The sequence below is a fragment of the Pseudomonas sp. Leaf48 genome (assembly GCF_001421885.1).
Taxonomy (GTDB): domain Bacteria; phylum Pseudomonadota; class Gammaproteobacteria; order Pseudomonadales; family Pseudomonadaceae; genus Aquipseudomonas.
Genome location: NZ_LMLH01000001.1, coordinates 338,926 through 355,749, shown reverse-complemented (window position 1 = coordinate 355,749; position 16,824 = coordinate 338,926). Strand labels below are relative to the sequence as shown.

The following is a 16,824-nucleotide window of genomic DNA, read 5'->3' as shown; positions in this document are numbered from 1 at the left end:
CCCCTGTGGGAGCGGCGGTTCGGCGCTCCGACTTGCTCGCGAAAGCGGTGTGGCAATCGACATCAATGTTGAATGTCAGTGCGCATTCGCGAGCAAGCCCGCTCCCACATTGGGTCAGGCTGTGTCAGGAATTACTGGGCAGCTTTGACAGCCGACGCCAGTTGGGCGCTGGCCTTGGCCGGGTCTGCGTCCTTGTCGTTCATGAAGTTGGTGACCACGTCGAAGATCGCGCCTTGCACAGCCAGGGTGGTGGCCATGTTGTGCGCCATGCTCGGTTGCAGGCCGCCGTTTTTGTCGTCCGCCAGGAAGTCCTTGGCAGAGGTTTGCGCGCAGGAGTCGAAACCGAGCTTGTCCATTTCATTGAGCATGTCGGTGCGAACCGGGATCGAGCCTTTGTTGATGCTGAAGACTTTCTGGAAGTCGGTGCCCAACGCGACCTTGGCCAGGTCCTGCTGTGCGGCGATGTCGCCCTTGCGATCAGCTTTCAACTTGAACACCGCCAGGGAGTCGATGTTATAGGTGAAGGCTTTTTCGGTGCCCGGGAAGGCCACGCACTGATAGTCCTTGCCCGCTACTTTCTTCGCGGCAGTCCACTCGCTCTTCGCCCAGTCGCCCATCATCTGCATGCCGGCCTTGCCGTTGATCACTTCGGCGGCAGCGATGTTCCAGTCACGACCGGCACGGTTCGGGTCCATGTAGGTGGTGATCTTTTTCAGCTCGGTGAAAGCCTTGGTCATCTCGGCGCCCGAGAGGGTTTTCTGATCCAGGTCGACCAGGGCTTTCTTGTAGCCATCGGCACCCATCACCGACAACACAATGTCTTCAAATACGGTGCTGTCCTGCCAAGGCTGACCGCCGTGGGCAAGCGCGATGAAGCCGGCGGCCTTGAGCTTGTCACCGGCGGCATAGAATTCTTCGAGGGTAGTCGGGGCCTTGTCGATCCCGGCTTTCTTGAACACCTCAGGGTTGATCCACAGCCAGTTGACGCGGTGAATATTCACCGGCACGGCGACGTAATCACCTTCGTACTTCACGGTATCGGAGACTTTCTTCGACAGCAGGCCGTCCCAGTTTTCCGCCTTGGAAACGTCTTTCAGCGCGTCGGTGCTGAGCAGGCCAGTGCTGCCCCACTCCTGGATATCCGGACCCTTGATTTGTGCAACACCCGGCGGATTGCCTGCTACGGCGCGGCTCTTGAGTACGGTCATGGCCGTGGAACCACCACCGCCAGCGACTGCGCCGTCCTTCCAGGCGAACCCGTCTTTTTCGACTTGGGCCTTGAGCACATCGACCGCTGCCTTTTCACCACCCGAGGTCCACCAGTGAACGACTTCCACGGAACCTTTGGATTCGGCGGCAAGCACAATGAGAGGGAGCGCAGACAGGGAGACGAGAGAAATGACAGTAGCAAGGCGAGAAATCGCATTCATCTAGAAGTACCTTTCTTGTTGTTATGCATGCAAGTCTGGTGCTTGCGCTGCATAGGATTTTAAACAGGAGTCATCCCCGCGCAGGTAACGAAGGGACGTGTGAATGTCACAGCATGGTTACATAGAACCGCTCTGGGACAACTGCGCCAAGGCGCTGGCCATGCTTGGCGCGAGAGGCAGACGCGGAATCAGCAGCGCTTGCCAGGCGTGATAAAGGTCGGGTTTGCCGGGCCAGATATCGGCACTGGGACGGTTTTGCGGGTCGAGTTCGTGGTGCCAGCTGCCATCGCAACGGTCGATGAAATGACTGTCACAGAACTCCCAGAACTGTCGATACCACTGCTCGTACTGCTCATCGCCGGTGCGCTTGAGCAGGGCACTGGCGGCAGCGCTGGCTTCGCAATGGGTCCAGTGCAGACGATGGCGGACCACCGCGCGATTGTCCCAGTCGAGGGTGTAGACAATCCCTGGGGCGCCATCGACATTCCAGCCGTGCAGGCAGTTGTTCTCGAAAAGTTTTTGCGCGTCCGTGGCGAGCCAGCCCGGAGTGAGCATGCCGGCGCGTACCCGTGCCGCTTCGAGGTGCAGCAATAGCCGCGCCCACTCGAAGCCGTGACCCGGTGTAGTGCCGTAGGGACGGAAACCGTCGGCAGGGTTGTCGTGGTTGTAGTCGCGCAGTGGCTGCCAGTCGCGATCGAAATGCTCGACCACCAGGTAGTCGTTGGCCGCCGCCTGCTCGTGAATCACCCGCTCGACGATGCGCTGGGCGCGGCACAGCCAGCGGTTGTCGTCGGTGACATCGGCCAGGGCGAGGAAGGCTTCGGTGGCGTGCATGTTGCTGTTGGCGCCTCGGTACGCCTCCTCTTCACTCCAGTCGCGATTGAAAGACTCGCGCATCGCGCCCTCTTCTTCGCTCCAGAAATAAGTGTCGATGATATCGATGGCATCATCGAGCAAGGCTTGCGCACCGGGGAGTTGCGCGACCACCGCAGAACTGGCGGCCAGCGCCACGAAGGCATGCAGGTAGGCGTTCTTGCCGGTGTTGCCGTCTCGATGTTCGGCAACGGCAAACCAGCCGCCATGCACCGCGTCGCGTAACGGCCCGCGAAGCGCGTTGATACCGTGATCCACCAGCTCGGCAAACCCTGGCAGGCCCTGGATGTGGGCCATGGCAAAGCTGTGGGTCATGCGCGCGGTGTTCATGGTCTGGGCTTGCGCGTCAGGCGCGAGACGACCCTTCTCGTCGAGGTTGCCGAAGCCTTCAGGGAGCCTTGATGCCTTGGCGAAAGCCAGCAGGCGCAGGCCTTCGGTGGCAAGCCATTGCTGGTGGGCCGGGGCGTTCAGCCACGTGCTGAAAGCGGGTTGGAAGGTGTCCATGGGGTGCCTTTTTTGTTGTTATGACTGGAGGGCAGTCTAAACAACGGGGGGTGGCGGGCTTGTAACGAAGGGGGCATGGATTGTCACCATGCAGTGACAAATCGCTTTTTAAAAGCACCCTCACCCCAACCCTCTCCCGGAGGGAGAGGGAGCCGACCGAGGTGTCTGATGCTCTCCATCGACCTGAAAGATCGAGTCGATTATGGATTCGCTACAAAAATTTCAGGTCGATGGATTTTGGAGCATCCCCCAATCGGTCCCCTCTCCCTCCGGGAGAGGGCTAGGGTGAGGGCAGCGATTTCGGATTAAACACAAACTTCGAAAACTCAATCCACCGATCGAGGCAACTGCAACGTCACCCGCAACCCCCCCTCGCGCAAATTCTGCAAACTCACCTCACCCCCATGGCTATGGGCAATGTTGCGCGCAATGCCCAGCCCCAACCCATACCCCTGCTGTTGCCCGGCCAGGCGGAAGTGCGGTTCGAAGACCTGCTCCAGTCGCTGCTCCGGCACACCCGGACCTTCATCATCGACATGCAGGATGAACGCACTGTCATCGTCATCAATGTGCAGGTGCGCGTTCTGCCCGTACTTCAAGGCGTTGTCGATCAGGTTGCCGATACAGCGCTTGAGCGCCAGGGGTTTGCCTGGATACGCCGCCAGCGCCCGCCCTTGCTGGGTGACGCGGCCATTACCGTTGGGTGCAAGATACGGCTCCACCAGACAATCGAGCACGTGATTGAGATCCACCGGCTCGATGTTTTCGTGGATATCGGTGTCTTTCACACATTGCAGCGCGCCCTTGACCAACAGTTCCAGCTCATCCAGGTCACGGCCGAACTTGGCTTGCAGCTTTTCATCTTCGAGCAATTCGACTCGCAGGCGCAGGCGGGTAATCGGTGTGCGCAGGTCGTGGGAAATCGCGCTGAACAACTGGCTGCGCTCGGTCAGATAACGGCTGATCCGCTCGCGCATGGTGTTGAAGGCACGCCCGACCTCGACCACTTCACTGCCGCCGCCCTCGGCCACCGGTTCAACGTCAGCCCCCAGTGACAAATCCCGCGCCGCCCGCGCCAGGCGCTTGAGCGGCCGGCTCTGCCAATGCACCAGCAAGCCAATGAACAACAGCAGAAAGCCGCTGGTGAGGAAGATGAACCATACCTGCTGCGCTGGCAGGCCCTGTTCTTCAAGGCTGGTGTAGGGCTCGGGCATCAGCGAGGCGATGTACAGCCATTCCCCCGGCGCCATCTGGATCTGCGTGACCAGCACTGGCGGGTTCACCGGCTCCAGGGTCAGCGCGTAATGCGCCCAGGAGCGCGGCAGTTCGTCGAGCTTCAGGCCGCCATTGAAAATCCGCAGGTCTTCGGGGCTGACGAAGGCCACCGAAATGTCCGTGTCCTGGCCGAGGGACTGGCGCAATACCTGGTCCACTGCGTTGATCACCGCCTCTTTGCGCGGGGTGATCGGGAGCAATTCCATGCCCAGCGGTTTGTCGTTGAGCGTCACCACGAACCGGGTGCCGCCCATGCTGCGCAATTGGTCGAGCACCAAGGGCCGAAACGCCACCGGCAACGAACGGAAGTAACTGACGCTGGCGGTCATCGAGTGCGCCAGGCTGCGCGCACTGGTGACCAGGCCTTCAAGCTGCGTGGCGCGCAATTGCGAGACCCAGATCACGCTCGACAACGTCTGGGCAAACAACACCGCCAGCAAGGTCAACAGCAACATGCGCCCGAGCAGCGAACGTGGCATCGGTACCTTGGCCGCGAGTGTGCGCAGAAACTCAGTGGCCATTGCTGGCAACCACATTGGCTGCCAGTTGGTAGCCGCTGCCACGCACGGTGCGGATCAGCCGTGGCGGTTTTTCGGTGTCGCGCAGACGCTGGCGCAGGCGACTGACCGCCATGTCGACGATACGGTCCAGGGGCATCAGGTCCCGGCCGCGGGTAGCGTTGCCGATGGTGTCGCGATCGAGGATTTCCTGGGGGTGATCGAGGAATAGTTTCAGCAGGGCAAAATCGGCGCCGGAGAGAATCACTTCTTCGCCATCGACGTGGAACAGACGATGGCTGACCATGTCCAGGCGCCAGTCATCGAAGGCCAGCACCTCACCGCCGTTACGCTCCTGGCCGAACTGGGCGCGGCGCAGCAATGCCTTGATCCTTGCCTGCAGCTCTCGTGGGCTGAACGGTTTGCCGAGGTAGTCGTCGGCGCCCAGTTCAAGGCCGATCACGCGATCGGCTTCGTCGGAACTGGCGGTGAGCATGATGATCGGTACCTGGGCCTGGCGCGGGTGCTGACGAACCCAGCGACACAGGCTGAAGCCGTCTTCGTCCGGCAGCATCACATCAAGGATCACCAGATCGCTCGGCGCCTCGTTCAGCGCCTGGCGAAAACCGGCGCCATCGGGCGTAGTGCGTACCTGGAACCCGGCGCGAGTCAGGTAGGTGTCCAGCAACTCGCGTATCTCTTGATCGTCATCGACCAACAAAATCGACTTGTTGACTGAGCTCACGGAGGCGTCCTTGTTGTTTGAATTGGGCGGATTATGCCTTAAGCATCGATTTCACAGACACCACAGAAACAACTGTGGGAGCGGGCTTGCTCGCGAAGGCGGCGTGCCAGGCGATATTGATATCACTGACACGACGCCTTCGCGAGCAAGCCCGCTCCCACATTTTGATCGTGTTTCAGGCCGGGATTGATTGCTCCAACGCTACCCCTGCGCCCATCAAGCCGGAATACGGTGCTGTCACCAGCCACACCGGAATGCCCTTGAAGTAATCGCTCATGCAACCCTTGTCGGCAAAGCAGCGGGCGAAACCGCTTTCGAGGAAGAAATCGGCGAACCGCGGAATCACTCCGCCAACGATGTACACGCCGCCGCGCGCACCGGTGGTCAGTACGTTGTTGCCGGCCACGCGGCCGAGCCAGCAGCAGAACTGCTCAAGCACTTCCAGGGCAATCGGGTCGCCAGCCAGCCCGGCAGCGGTGATCGCCTCCGGGGTTTCGAGAACGGGTTCATGGCCGTCCACCGCACAGATGGCCCGATACACACGCGGCAAGCCACCACCGCTCAAGGCAGTCTCCGCACTGACATGGCCGATCTCGTTGAAGATGTGCTGCCACAACTGGGTTTCCCGTGGGCTGCTCAAAGGCAGATCGACGTGACCACCCTCCCCCGGCAACGCCGCGAAGCGCCCTTCGCCAAGGTCAAGCAACGTACCCACGCCCAGGCCAGTGCCCGGACCGATCACCACCGCCGGGCGCAATGGCTCCGGCGTACCTTCGCAAACCACGCGAAACTCACCCGGCTGCAAGCGGGTCATGCCCAATGCCATGGCCGAGAAATCGTTGACCAGCAACAGTTGCTCAACCTGCAAGGTCTGGCAAAAACCCTTGCGGCTCAAGCGCCAGTGATTGTTGGTGAACTTGAATTCATCGCCGCTCACCGGGCCTGCCACCGACAGACACACCGAGCCGATCGACCCCGGCGCCAGGCCCAGCCCGCTCAGGTAGAGGCTGATCGCCTGCTCCGGGCTGGCGAAATCTGCCGTCGCCAACACCTGGACCGATTCCAGTTGCTGATTTTTCCACAACGCAAAACGAGCGTTGGTGCCACCGATGTCACCAACCAAAGCCAGTTTCAATTAAGCGTCTCCAGGGCAGAAGTAAAGGCGCTGGCGCCCTGCTCCGCCGAGCTGAAGGCCATGCGCATGAAACCAAACAGTTCGCGTCCGCTGCCGATGTTGTTGGCCAACAGGCCCTTGGCTGGCGTACGCGCTGCAAATTCTTCGGCGTCCACCTTGAGTTCAAGAGTGCCTTTGACGCCATCGACGCGGATGATATCGCCCTCTTGCACCCGTGCCAAAGCGCCGCCCACATAAGCTTCGGGACTGACATGAATGGCCGCCGGGATTTTCCCCGAAGCGCCGGACATGCGGCCGTCGGTCACCAACGCCACCTTGAAGCCTCGATCCTGCAGCACGCCAAGGAACGGCGTCATCTTGTGCAGCTCCGGCATGCCGTTGGAACGCGGGCCCTGGAAGCGCATCACGGCGACAAAGTCCTTCTCCAGCAAGCCGGCCTTGAAGGCATCGGCCAGGTCCTGTTGATCCTGGAACACCATGGCCGGTGCTTCGACGATCTGGTTTTCCAGGGCAACGGCGGACACCTTCATCACGCCACGACCGAGATTGCCTTCCATCACCCGCAGGCCACCTTCGGGCGAGAACGCGCGAGCGACCGGACGCAGAATGCTTTCGTCGAGGCTTTCGGTCGGGCCTTCGCGCCAGACCAGTTCGCCGTTATCGAGGAACGGCTCCTTGGTGTAGCGGCTCAGGCCATGACCCAGCACGGTGTTGACGTTTTCGTGGAGCAACCCGGCTTCCAGCAGTTCGCGGATCAGGAACGACATGCCGCCGGCGGCCTGGAAATGGTTGATGTCGGCTTTGCCGTTCGGGTAGACGTGGCTCAGGGTCGGCACCACCTCGGAGAGGTCGGCCATGTCCTGCCAGGTCAGTTGAATGCCCGCCGCCATGGCGATCGCCGGCATGTGCAGGGTGTGGTTGGTCGAGCCACCGGTGGCATGCAGGGCGACGATCGAGTTGACCAGCGAGCGCTCGTCGACGATTTCGCCGATGGGCATGAAATCGCCGCTCTGCTTGGTCAGGCGCGTGACCTGATGCGCCGCTTCGCGAGTCAGGGCATCGCGCAATGGCGTGTTCGGGTTGACGAAGGACGCGCCCGGCAAGTGCAGGCCCATGACCTCCATCAGCAACTGGTTGGTGTTGGCAGTGCCGTAGAAGGTACAGGTGCCGGGGCTGTGGTAGGACTTCATTTCCGACTCCAGCAGCTCTTCGCGACTGGCCTTGCCTTCGGCGTAGCGCTGGCGCACATCGGCTTTCTGCTTGTTGGAAATGCCCGAGACCATCGGCCCGCCCGGCACGAAAATCGTCGGCAGATGACCAAAGCGCAAAGCGCCCATCATCAGGCCCGGCACGATTTTGTCGCAGATGCCGAGCATCAGTGCGCCGTCAAACATGTTGTGGGACAAGGCCACGGCAGTAGACAGCGCGATCACTTCGCGGCTCGGCAGGCTCAGCTCCATGCCCGGCTCGCCCTGGGTCACGCCATCGCACATGGCTGGGGTGCCACCGGCGAACTGACCGACCGAGCCGATTTCGCGCAGGGCTTTTTTGATCTGCTCAGGGAACACTTCGTACGGCTGGTGCGCCGAGAGCATGTCGTTATATGACGAAACAATCGCAATGTTCGCGGAGTTCATCATCCGCAGGCTGTTCTTGTCTTCGGTGCCGCAACCGGCCACGCCATGGGCGAAGTTGGCGCATTGCAGCTTGCCGCGCATCGGACCGTCGCTGGCCGCACCGCGAATGAGCGCAAGGTAAGCCTCACGCGTGGCGCGGCTACGGGCGATAAGCCGTTCGGTGACCTCAAGGACGCGGGGATGCATGTGTAGAACTCCAGGCTAACGGATGTGGCGACCTGATTGTCTATGCTGATCAAAGCCGGGTGTCGATGCAATGACAGACGGTTTTCTTGATCGGTCGGACCAGTTTATTCAGGTCACTCGTTGTAGATTGAATAAAATATTGCCATTAAAAACGCTTGTTTTCTATTTTTTTGCGAATAATCTTGTAATTCCAACAACAAAATTACGGCGGCGCTGATCAATGACTCTTCGAATCGCAATCAATGGCTTTGGCCGCATCGGTCGTAACGTCCTGCGAGCACTCTATACCCAAGGCTATCGTCAGGACCTGCAGATCGTCGCCATCAACGACTTGGGCGACAGCGCGATCAACGCGCATCTTCTGAAATACGATACCGTTCACGGCACGTTCGAAGCCGATGTTCAGCACGACCAGGAGAGCCTGACAGTCAACGGCGACCGCATCGCCGTCAGCGCGATTCGCAACCCGGCCGACCTGCCTTGGGCCGCGGAAAAGATAGATGTCGTATTCGAATGCACCGGTCTGTTCACTGACCGGGCCAAAGCCGCCGCGCATATTACGGCCGGCGCGCGCAAAGTGATCATCTCGGCCCCGGCCAAGGGCGCCGACGCCACCGTGGTTTACGGGGTCAACCACGACATTCTGCGCCAGTCGCACCAGATTATTTCCAATGCTTCGTGCACCACCAACTGTCTGGCCCCGGTGGCGCAGGTGCTGCATCGGGAACTGGGCATCGAAAGCGGCTTGATGACCACTATTCACGCCTACACCAACGACCAGAACCTGACCGACGTTTACCACAGCGACCCGTACCGCGCCCGCTCCGCCACCCAGAACATGATCCCGAGCAAGACCGGCGCCGCTGAAGCGGTCGGCCTGGTGCTGCCGGAACTGGCAGGCAAGCTGACCGGCATGGCGGTGCGCGTACCAGTGATCAATGTGTCGCTGGTGGATCTGACTGTACAGCTCAAGCGCGACGCAACGGCTGAGGAGGTCAATGCGCTGATGAAAGAAGCCAGCCGGCACTCCAAGATCCTGGGTTACAACACCCTGCCGCTGGTCTCCAGCGACTTCAATCACAACCCGCTGTCGTCGATTTTCGACGCCAACCACACCAAGGTCAGCGGCAAGCTGCTCAAGGTACTGGCCTGGTACGACAACGAATGGGGCTTCTCCAACCGCATGCTCGATAACTGCCTGGCGCTGTGTAACGCGCAATGACTTTACCTGTCGCGAGCAGGCTCGCTCCCACAAAAATCCTGTAGGAGCGAGCAAGCTCGCGATGGTCGCTAACGATTACACGTGCTGCCTGGAGGCACGCGGTGCCTTCGCACTCATCGCGAGCAGGCTCGCTCCTACAGGGGTGCGTAGTCTTTCACAAATCTGTGCTTGACCACCGAAGCGGATGATAAGCATTATCATTCAAATCGAAATGGATCAGGTTCCCCCGTGAGTCAATCGCGCTTCAACCACGTTTTCCTCGCCCAGCGCACGACCCTGCTGCGCACGCTGGAACGGATGGTCAACAATCACAGCACCGCCGAGGACCTGTTGCAGGAAACCTACCTGCGGGTCACCCGGGCGCTCAGCGAACGGGCGATCGATCATCTCGAGCCCTTCGTCTTCCAGACGGCGCGCAACCTGGCGCTGGACCATCTGCGCGCCCGCCGCATCCATTCGCGCACCATGGTCGAAGACGTTCCCCAGGAAGTGATGCACAGCGTCGCCGCCCCTGCCAGCTGCGCCGAAGACGCCGCCCATGCCGAGCAACTGCTGGAGCGCCTGAACCTGAGCCTCAGTGAACTCAGCGTCCGCCAGCAGCAGATATTCATCCTCAGCCGCTTGCACGGGCACAGTTATCAGCAAATCGCCGACGAGTTGAACGTGTCGCTGAGCACCGTGCAAAAAGAGCTGAAACTGATCATGTCGATTTGCATCGGCGTTGCCGAACGTTTGAATGGCGACTGATTCTGTAGGTCTTTTCGCTATCTGCCGGGATCGCCTGCGCTGATAATCGGGCTTTGCTACCCTTACGCCTCACTAAAAACAGCCGTGCACAGACACTGCCGAGGAAACACCGTGACGGACAACCACCGCTCCCCTGCGCCCGCCCAGGCACAGGACGCCGCAACTGCGATGGATCAGGCCCTGGACTGGCTCATCGTGCTCGGCAAACCCGACGAGGAGCAGACCCGCCAGTTCCAGGCATGGCTGGACGCCGATCCGTTGAATGCACAGGCGTTCGCCAAGGCCCAGGCGCTCTGGGATGGCCCGCAAGTGGCGCAGTGCGCGCAAAACCTGGCGGTGCTCCCAGCGAAAGTCACCCTGCTCAGGCGCCTGCATCCGCACTGGAAACCGCTGGCCACTGCCGCCGTGTTGATACTCGGACTGTTCAGTTTCAGCAACCTGCCGGTGCGCCTGCAGGCCGATCACCTGACCGTGGTCGGCGAGCGCCAGCGCCTGCAGCTGGAAGACGGCTCGAAGGTCCTGCTCAATACCAGCACGGCGTTTTCCAGCACCATCAACGATCAACAACGGATTGCCCGCCTGTATCAGGGCGAAGCGTTTTTCGAAGTGCAGGCCAACCGAAGCCAGCCTCTGGAAATCGACGCCGGGCCGGTCAAGGCCAGTGTTCACGACACTGCGTTCGCCGTGCGTTACCTCGACGGCGTGGCGCAGGTCAGGGTGCAACGTGGCGATGTCGACTTGCGTGCCACCCGTGACAATGCGCGGCTGCGCTTGAGCGCCGGGGAAAGTATCCGCATCGGCCCCAACGGCTTTGACCGGCCGACCAAACTCGATGCCGCCACCGAACTGGCCTGGGTCCAGGGTCGACTGGTGTTTGAAAACTGCCCGTTGAACCAGGTGCTGGCCGAACTTGGTCGCTATTACCCCGGCTGGATCATCAACAACAACGAACAGTTGGCCAATGTCGCCGTGACCGGCAACTACCGCCTCGACCAACCGCTGGACGTGGTTCGCTCGCTGGCCCACATCACCTCGGCAAAACTCCAGGAATACCCGGCCCTGGTCATTCTTAACTGAATGAGAATTATTTTTACTCGATAGCCAAACGCCGTACGTCTCGTTATAGCCAATGCAATTGATTCGCATCTCAGCATGCCAATCAGCACCTATAAAGATTCGTGCGACACGGAGCGCTATCGATGTCCTCTCGCCTTACCCGCCCAGCCTCTTCACCTTCGCGCGTGCTGTCGCTGTTGACCGCGGCCATCCTGATGGCCGGTGCCCCGTCGCTGATGGCCGCCACCACCGCCGAACAGCAGACCCGCAAAATGGGCGACTACGCGTTCGCCATTCCCCAGCAATCACTGGTGTCGGCACTCAATGCATTTACTGCGGTAACAGGCTGGCAGGTCGGATTTTCCGCCGAGCTGGCGCAAGGTGTGGCCTCACCGGGTGTGCGCGGCTCCCTGTCACCGGACAAGGCCCTGGAGCGCCTGTTGGTGGGAACCGACCTGAGTTATCGCAAACTGGGCAGTAACAGCATTGTCCTGGAAAAGCGCAGCGGTGGCAGCACGCTCAATCTGCAACAGGTGACCATCAGTGCCACCCGTAATGAGCAAGATGTGAACAGCGTGCCGAGTACGGTCTCCGTCTACACCCGCGAAGATCTCGACCGCAACAACGTCAATACCATCAAGGAACTGGTGCGCTACGAACCTGGTGTGTCGGTGGGCGGCACAGGCCAGCGCGCCGGTATCAGCGGTTACAACATTCGCGGCATCGATGGCGACCGCGTCTTGACCCAGATCGACGGGGTACAAGTACCCGACAGTTTCTTCAACGGCCCCTACGCCCAGACCAACCGCAACTATGTCGACCCGGAAATCGTCAAGCGCGTGGAGATCCTTCGCGGCCCTGCGTCCGTGTTGTATGGCAGCAATGCCATTGGCGGTGCGGTCAGCTACTACACACTGGATCCGGACGACATCATCAAACCGGGCAAGGATGTCGGCGCGCGTTTGAAAACCGGCTATAGCTCGGCCGACGACAGCTGGCTGACCTCCGGCACAGTGGCTGGCCGCACCGGTGAGTTCGATGGCTTGTTACACCTCAGTCAGCGCAACGGCCATGAAACAGAGTCCTACGGCGAAACCGGCGGTACGGGCCTGAACCGCACCGAAGCCAACCCCCAGGACGTACGCACAACCAACGTACTGGCCAAGTTGGGCTGGAATTACGCAGACGACGCACGCTTCGGCCTGACGTACGAGAAGTACAAGGATGACCGCGATACCAATCAGTTGAGCGCTGTGGGCGGCCCGTTCAACGCCGGACGCGGTTTCGGCTTCTATAAAGCTCGCACCGGCAACGACACCATCACCCGCGAACGCTTTGGCCTGCAGCACAGCTTCGGTCTGGACAGCGCACTGGCCGACAACATCAAGTGGTCGCTGAACTACCAGATCGCCAAGACCGACCAGAGCACCGAAGAAATCTACGCGCCATCTCGAACAGTGCTGCGTAACCGCGATACCAATTACAAGGATCGCCAATGGGTATTCGATGCCCAGGCTGACAAGTCGTTTGCCATCGCCGACACCGACCATCTCGTCACTTACGGCACCACCATCAAGCAGGACAAAGTCACCGGCTTGCGTACCGGTACCGGCACCTGCCTGACCGTAGCGGGAGCCTGCCGACTCATCGGTGCACCCAGCGCTGCCGACACGCTGACACCCGCCAGCGACTTCCCGGACCCGACCATCAATAGCTATAGCCTGTTTGCCCAGGATCAGATCAGTTGGGGCAACTGGACCTTCCTGCCCGGCGCCCGCTACGACTACACCGAACTCAAGCCGCATATTACCGACGAGTTCCTGGCCACCGCCGACCAGAGCCGTAACGGCGAAGTGAGCGACAAAACCAAAACCTGGCATCGACTGTCGCCGAAATTCGGCACCACCTACAGCTTCGACGATCACTACACCTGGTACGGCCAATACGCAGAAGGCTTCCGTACACCAACCGCCAAGGCGTTGTATGGACGGTTCGAAAACCTCGCCGGCGGCTATCAGGTCGCACCGAATCCGGATCTGGAACCGGAAAAGAGCAAGAGTTATGAAACCGGCCTGCGTGGCCAGTTCGAAGCGGGCACCTTCGATGTGGCGGTGTTCTACAACAAATACCGCGACTTCATTGACGAGAACGCCATCACTCCCGGCTACACCGAGATGACTTTCCAGAGCAACAACATCAAACACGCCACCATCAAGGGCGCTGAAATCAAGGGCCGCCTGAACCTCGATGCCTTCGGCGCACCCCAGGGTCTGTATACCCAGGGCTCGGTGGCCTATGCCTACGGTCGCAATGACGACAACGGTGAGCCGCTTAACAGCGTCAACCCGCTGACCGGCGTGTTCGGCCTCGGCTACGACCAGGACAACTATGGCGGCCTGCTCAGCTGGACCCTGGTGAAGAAAAAAGATCGCGTCGACAGCAGCAGCTTCAAGACCCCGGACGGCACCAGCACCCAGTTCAAGACCCCGGGCTTCGGCATTGTGGACCTGAGCGCCTTCTACAAGGTGACCGACGATGTGACCGTCAGCGGCGGCGTCTACAACCTGACCGACAAGAAGTACTGGCTGTGGGATGACGTGCGCGGCTACGACAGTGTCGGCGAAGCCTCGGTGACGCAACCGGCCAACCTGGATCGCTTGACCCAGCCGGGTCGCAACTTCGCGATCAACCTGATCTGGGATATCTGATCCGGTCGCGCCCGGCGGCGGTTGAGGAAACCGCCCGCCGGGGATTTTTTACTGTCAGGCGCCAGCTTATTCGTCTCGTTACCAAGCGCCTCTTCTTTCCCAAGGATTTGCCATGACCACCCAGGACACCGCTCAACGCTCCAACCTGCGTTCGCTACGTTTGAACCAGATCACCCACGAACCGCACAGCAAACTCGACGCCCTGGTCAAAGCCCACTCGCCGTTCGAAACCCAGGCCAACTTCGCCCGCTTCGTGGTGGCGCAGTATCTGTTCCAGTCGGAGCTGGTGTCGCTGTACAACGATGCTGAACTCACCGCGATAGTCCCGGACCTGCCGGCCCGTTGCCGCGCCGATGAGGCCAAGGCTGACCTCGCGGACCTGGAAACCGAAGTGCCGGACCCCGTCGCCGGTGCATTGCACAACCCGAGCAGAGCCCGGGCACTGGGCTGGATCTTTGTATCGGAGGGCTCGAAGCTGGGCGCCGCGTTCCTGATCAAGCGTGCCGTGAGCCTTGGCCTGAGCGACACCTTCGGCGCCCGACACCTCGGCGAACCGGCCGGCGGTCGTGCTGAAGGCTGGAAGCGCTTTATCAAGACCCTTGATGGCCTCCAGTTCAGCGCCGAGGAAGAAGCTGAAGTGGAACAAGGTGCGATCGACGCGTTCAACCGCTTTACCGTGTTGCTCGAGCAGGCGTACACCACCGAAGCCGCCTGACCCGACACCTTCCCCTTGTGGGAGCGGGCTTGCTCGCGAAAGCGGCGTGTCAGCCAGTGAAGATGTTGACTGATACACCGCTTTCGCGCGCAAGCCCGCTCCCACAGGGGCTGGTTCAAGTCTGTAGCATTCCGATCAAGCCCGACTCCTCTGAGCCCATGCCCGCCACCTCAAAACTCACCCGCCTGCTCTTCGGTTTGCTGGCTTACGTCAGCCTCGGCATCGGCTTGATCGCCATCGTCATTCCCGGCCTGCCGACCACCGAGTTCATCCTGCTGGCCGCCTGGGCCGCTACCCGAAGTTCGCCGCGCCTGAGCGCCTGGCTGGAAAACCATCGTCTGTTCGGCCCCATCCTCATTAACTGGCGCAACGGCAAGATCATCACGCGCCGGGCAAAGATCAGCGCCACGGTCAGCATGCTGCTGTGCGCCACGGTGATGTTGGTGATGCTCGATCACGGCTGGCCGGTTTACTTGGCCATCGCCGGCATGAGCCTGGGCAATCTGTGGATCTGGTCACGTCCGGAATCGCTGCCGCAACCCTCCTGAACCCCACCGCGATTTTTACTCGTTTTCTATCCTCATTTCGGCACATTTTTCCGCGCAAACGATCAACTGTTACCGTTCATCGGGACGCGACTCATGCAACCTCACTGTCAAGCCGATGAGCATTGAATGGCGCTAAATGGATTTAGCGTGTGGAGCCGCAACGGCTCACGGCCAACCCTTCATTCATTCGCGAGTTCGCCCTATGTTCGACTCACTGTCCATCCGCCTGAAAATCGTCTTGCTGTCCGGTCTGTGCCTGCTGGGTGTAGTCGCATTGATAGTGGGCATGAACATCTACCAGACCGATCAGAACGACAAACTGGTCAGTGATTCCAGCAGCACAATGCTCACCGCCAGCGTGCAGGATCTGCTCCAGGCCAAGGCTGCCGGACAAGCGGTGCGGGTGCAGAAAGCCTTTGGTGAAACCCTGACCGTGGTGACCGCACTGGCCGATCAGATCCAGGACCTGCGCGCTCTGGCCACCAAGCGCGCCCTTGAGCCCGGCGCCCTGCGTGAAGAGTTGAACCAGAGCCTCAAAAGCGCTTTCGAGCGCAACGGCAAAGTGCTGGGGATCTGGCTGGCGTTCGAACCCAATGGCCTGGACGGCAAGGACAGTGAATTCGTCGACGACGCAGCCCGTCAATCCAACGAGGCGGGTCGTTTCGCCACTTACTGGAGCCGTGCCGGGGGGAACGCGCTGAACACAATCATGGTCGAGGAGGACCTGACCAAAACCACCCTGAATCTCAGCGGTACACCGTACAACGTCTGGTACACCTGCCCGCGGGACAGCAAACGAACCTGCCTGCTCGACCCTTATGCCGATACCGTTGGTGACAAGGAAGTGTTGATGACCAGCATTTCCGTGCCGCTGCTGGTGGATGGCAAGGCGATCGGTGTGGTCGGCATCGACATCGCCCTCGATGTCCTGCAAGCAGCTGTCGTCAATTCTCAGCGGGAACTGTTCAACGGCGCGGGGCACATGCTCATCGTCTCCGGCACTGGCGTTTTGGCTGCCTACAGCGTCGACGCCGGGAAAGTAGGCAAGAGCATCGGCGATACCCTCGGTGCTCAAGGGCAGGACATTCTGCAATCACTCGGTCACGGTACGCCGAAGATTCTGCATCAGGAAGACCTGATCCGCGCGGTATACCCGGTCAGCCCGATTCCTGACGCCAAACCCTGGGCCGTGGTGATCGACCTGCCCAAGCAGATGCTGCTGGCCGACTCGCAGAAGCTGCAAGCGCTGCTCGATGACGCTCAGCAAAGCGGAACGATCAAAGCGTTGACGGTGGCGATCACTGCCGGTCTGGTCGGCCTGCTGCTGATCTGGCTCACCGCGTCCGGCGTCACCCGGCCAATTGATAGCGTGGCGCAAATGCTCAAGGCGATTGCCAGCGGCGACGGCGACCTGACCCAGCGCCTGCACTACAGCAAGAAAGACGAACTGGGCGAACTGGTCAGTTGGTTCAACCGCTTCCTCGACAAGCTGCAACCGACCATCGCGCAGATCAAGCAGAGCATCACCGACGCCCGCGGCACAGCC

At 60.6% G+C, this 16,824-nt stretch carries 12 protein-coding genes and 1 pseudogene; 7 read left to right on the top strand and 6 right to left on the bottom strand.

Annotated elements, in window-relative coordinates:
• Positions 1-131: 131 nt before the first annotated feature.
• The 6 genes from ASE98_RS01620 to edd all read right to left on the bottom strand — a co-directional run bounded on the left by ASE98_RS01620 (position 132) and on the right by edd (position 8,282).
• Positions 132-1,430 (bottom strand): ABC transporter substrate-binding protein, encoded by a 1,299-nt coding sequence (locus tag ASE98_RS01620; protein ID WP_060539679.1) that lies wholly within the window; start codon positions 1,428-1,430, stop codon positions 132-134.
• Positions 1,431-1,547: 117 nt separating this feature from the next.
• Complete coding sequence (locus tag ASE98_RS01615) at positions 1,548-2,807, bottom strand: D-mannose isomerase (RefSeq protein WP_060539678.1); 1,260 nt, start codon at positions 2,805-2,807, stop codon at positions 1,548-1,550.
• Between the two features lie 326 nt (positions 2,808-3,133).
• Positions 3,134-4,603, bottom strand: a complete 1,470-nt coding sequence (locus ASE98_RS01610; protein WP_060539677.1) for an ATP-binding protein — start codon at positions 4,601-4,603, stop codon at positions 3,134-3,136.
• The gene (locus ASE98_RS01605; protein WP_060539676.1) at positions 4,593-5,324 is read right to left on the bottom strand and encodes a response regulator; all 732 of its coding nucleotides are present in this window, start codon (positions 5,322-5,324) and stop codon (positions 4,593-4,595) included. Before ASE98_RS01605 ends, ASE98_RS01610 begins: the two co-directional genes overlap by 11 nt.
• 175 nt (positions 5,325-5,499) lie before the next feature.
• The gene (locus ASE98_RS01600) at positions 5,500-6,459 is read right to left on the bottom strand and encodes a glucokinase (RefSeq protein ID WP_060539675.1); all 960 of its coding nucleotides are present in this window, start codon (positions 6,457-6,459) and stop codon (positions 5,500-5,502) included.
• The gene (edd, locus tag ASE98_RS01595) at positions 6,456-8,282 is read right to left on the bottom strand and encodes a phosphogluconate dehydratase (RefSeq protein ID WP_060539674.1); all 1,827 of its coding nucleotides are present in this window, start codon (positions 8,280-8,282) and stop codon (positions 6,456-6,458) included. The genes ASE98_RS01600 and edd overlap by 4 nt, the downstream gene beginning before the upstream one ends.
• A 220-nt stretch (positions 8,283-8,502) precedes the next feature.
• Between edd and gap the strand changes: the two genes are divergently transcribed.
• From gap to ASE98_RS27610, 7 genes and pseudogenes are all read left to right on the top strand, one after another.
• Positions 8,503-9,504 (top strand): type I glyceraldehyde-3-phosphate dehydrogenase, encoded by a 1,002-nt coding sequence (gap, locus tag ASE98_RS01590; protein WP_060539673.1) that lies wholly within the window; start codon positions 8,503-8,505, stop codon positions 9,502-9,504.
• A 228-nt stretch (positions 9,505-9,732) separates the two neighbouring features.
• Positions 9,733-10,251: an RNA polymerase sigma factor gene (locus ASE98_RS01585; protein WP_060539672.1), complete on the top strand. Its 519-nt coding sequence runs from the start codon at positions 9,733-9,735 to the stop codon at positions 10,249-10,251.
• A gap of 111 nt (positions 10,252-10,362) precedes the next feature.
• Entirely contained in the window at positions 10,363-11,328 is a 966-nt protein-coding gene (locus tag ASE98_RS01580) for a FecR family protein (protein ID WP_060539671.1), read from the top strand.
• A 122-nt stretch (positions 11,329-11,450) separates the two neighbouring features.
• Positions 11,451-14,015 (top strand): TonB-dependent receptor, encoded by a 2,565-nt coding sequence (locus tag ASE98_RS01575; protein ID WP_060539670.1) that lies wholly within the window; start codon positions 11,451-11,453, stop codon positions 14,013-14,015.
• Between the two features lie 112 nt (positions 14,016-14,127).
• The gene (locus ASE98_RS01570) at positions 14,128-14,730 is read left to right on the top strand and encodes a biliverdin-producing heme oxygenase (protein WP_060539669.1); all 603 of its coding nucleotides are present in this window, start codon (positions 14,128-14,130) and stop codon (positions 14,728-14,730) included.
• Positions 14,731-14,888: 158 nt separating this feature from the next.
• Entirely contained in the window at positions 14,889-15,278 is a 390-nt protein-coding gene (locus tag ASE98_RS01565; RefSeq protein WP_060539668.1) for a YbaN family protein, read from the top strand.
• A gap of 136 nt (positions 15,279-15,414) precedes the next feature.
• Positions 15,415-16,761: pseudogene (locus tag ASE98_RS27610) on the top strand (PDC sensor domain-containing protein); the annotation flags it as partial.
• Positions 16,762-16,824: the final 63 nt, after the last annotated feature.

Excerpts from the sequence above, each read along its gene's own strand:
- ASE98_RS01620 (WP_060539679.1), bottom strand. The coding sequence starts at position 1,430 with ATGAATGCGATTTCTCGCCTTGCTACTGTCATTTCTCTCGTCTCCCTG.
- ASE98_RS01615 (WP_060539678.1), bottom strand. The coding sequence starts at position 2,807 with ATGGACACCTTCCAACCCGCTTTCAGCACGTGGCTGAACGCCCCGGCC.
- ASE98_RS01610 (WP_060539677.1), bottom strand. The coding sequence starts at position 4,603 with ATGGCCACTGAGTTTCTGCGCACACTCGCGGCCAAGGTACCGATGCCA.
- edd (WP_060539674.1), bottom strand. The coding sequence starts at position 8,282 with ATGCATCCCCGCGTCCTTGAGGTCACCGAACGGCTTATCGCCCGTAGC.
- gap (WP_060539673.1), top strand. The coding sequence starts at position 8,503 with ATGACTCTTCGAATCGCAATCAATGGCTTTGGCCGCATCGGTCGTAAC.
- ASE98_RS01575 (WP_060539670.1), top strand. The coding sequence starts at position 11,451 with ATGTCCTCTCGCCTTACCCGCCCAGCCTCTTCACCTTCGCGCGTGCTG.
- ASE98_RS01570 (WP_060539669.1), top strand. The coding sequence starts at position 14,128 with ATGACCACCCAGGACACCGCTCAACGCTCCAACCTGCGTTCGCTACGT.
- ASE98_RS01565 (WP_060539668.1), top strand. The coding sequence starts at position 14,889 with ATGCCCGCCACCTCAAAACTCACCCGCCTGCTCTTCGGTTTGCTGGCT.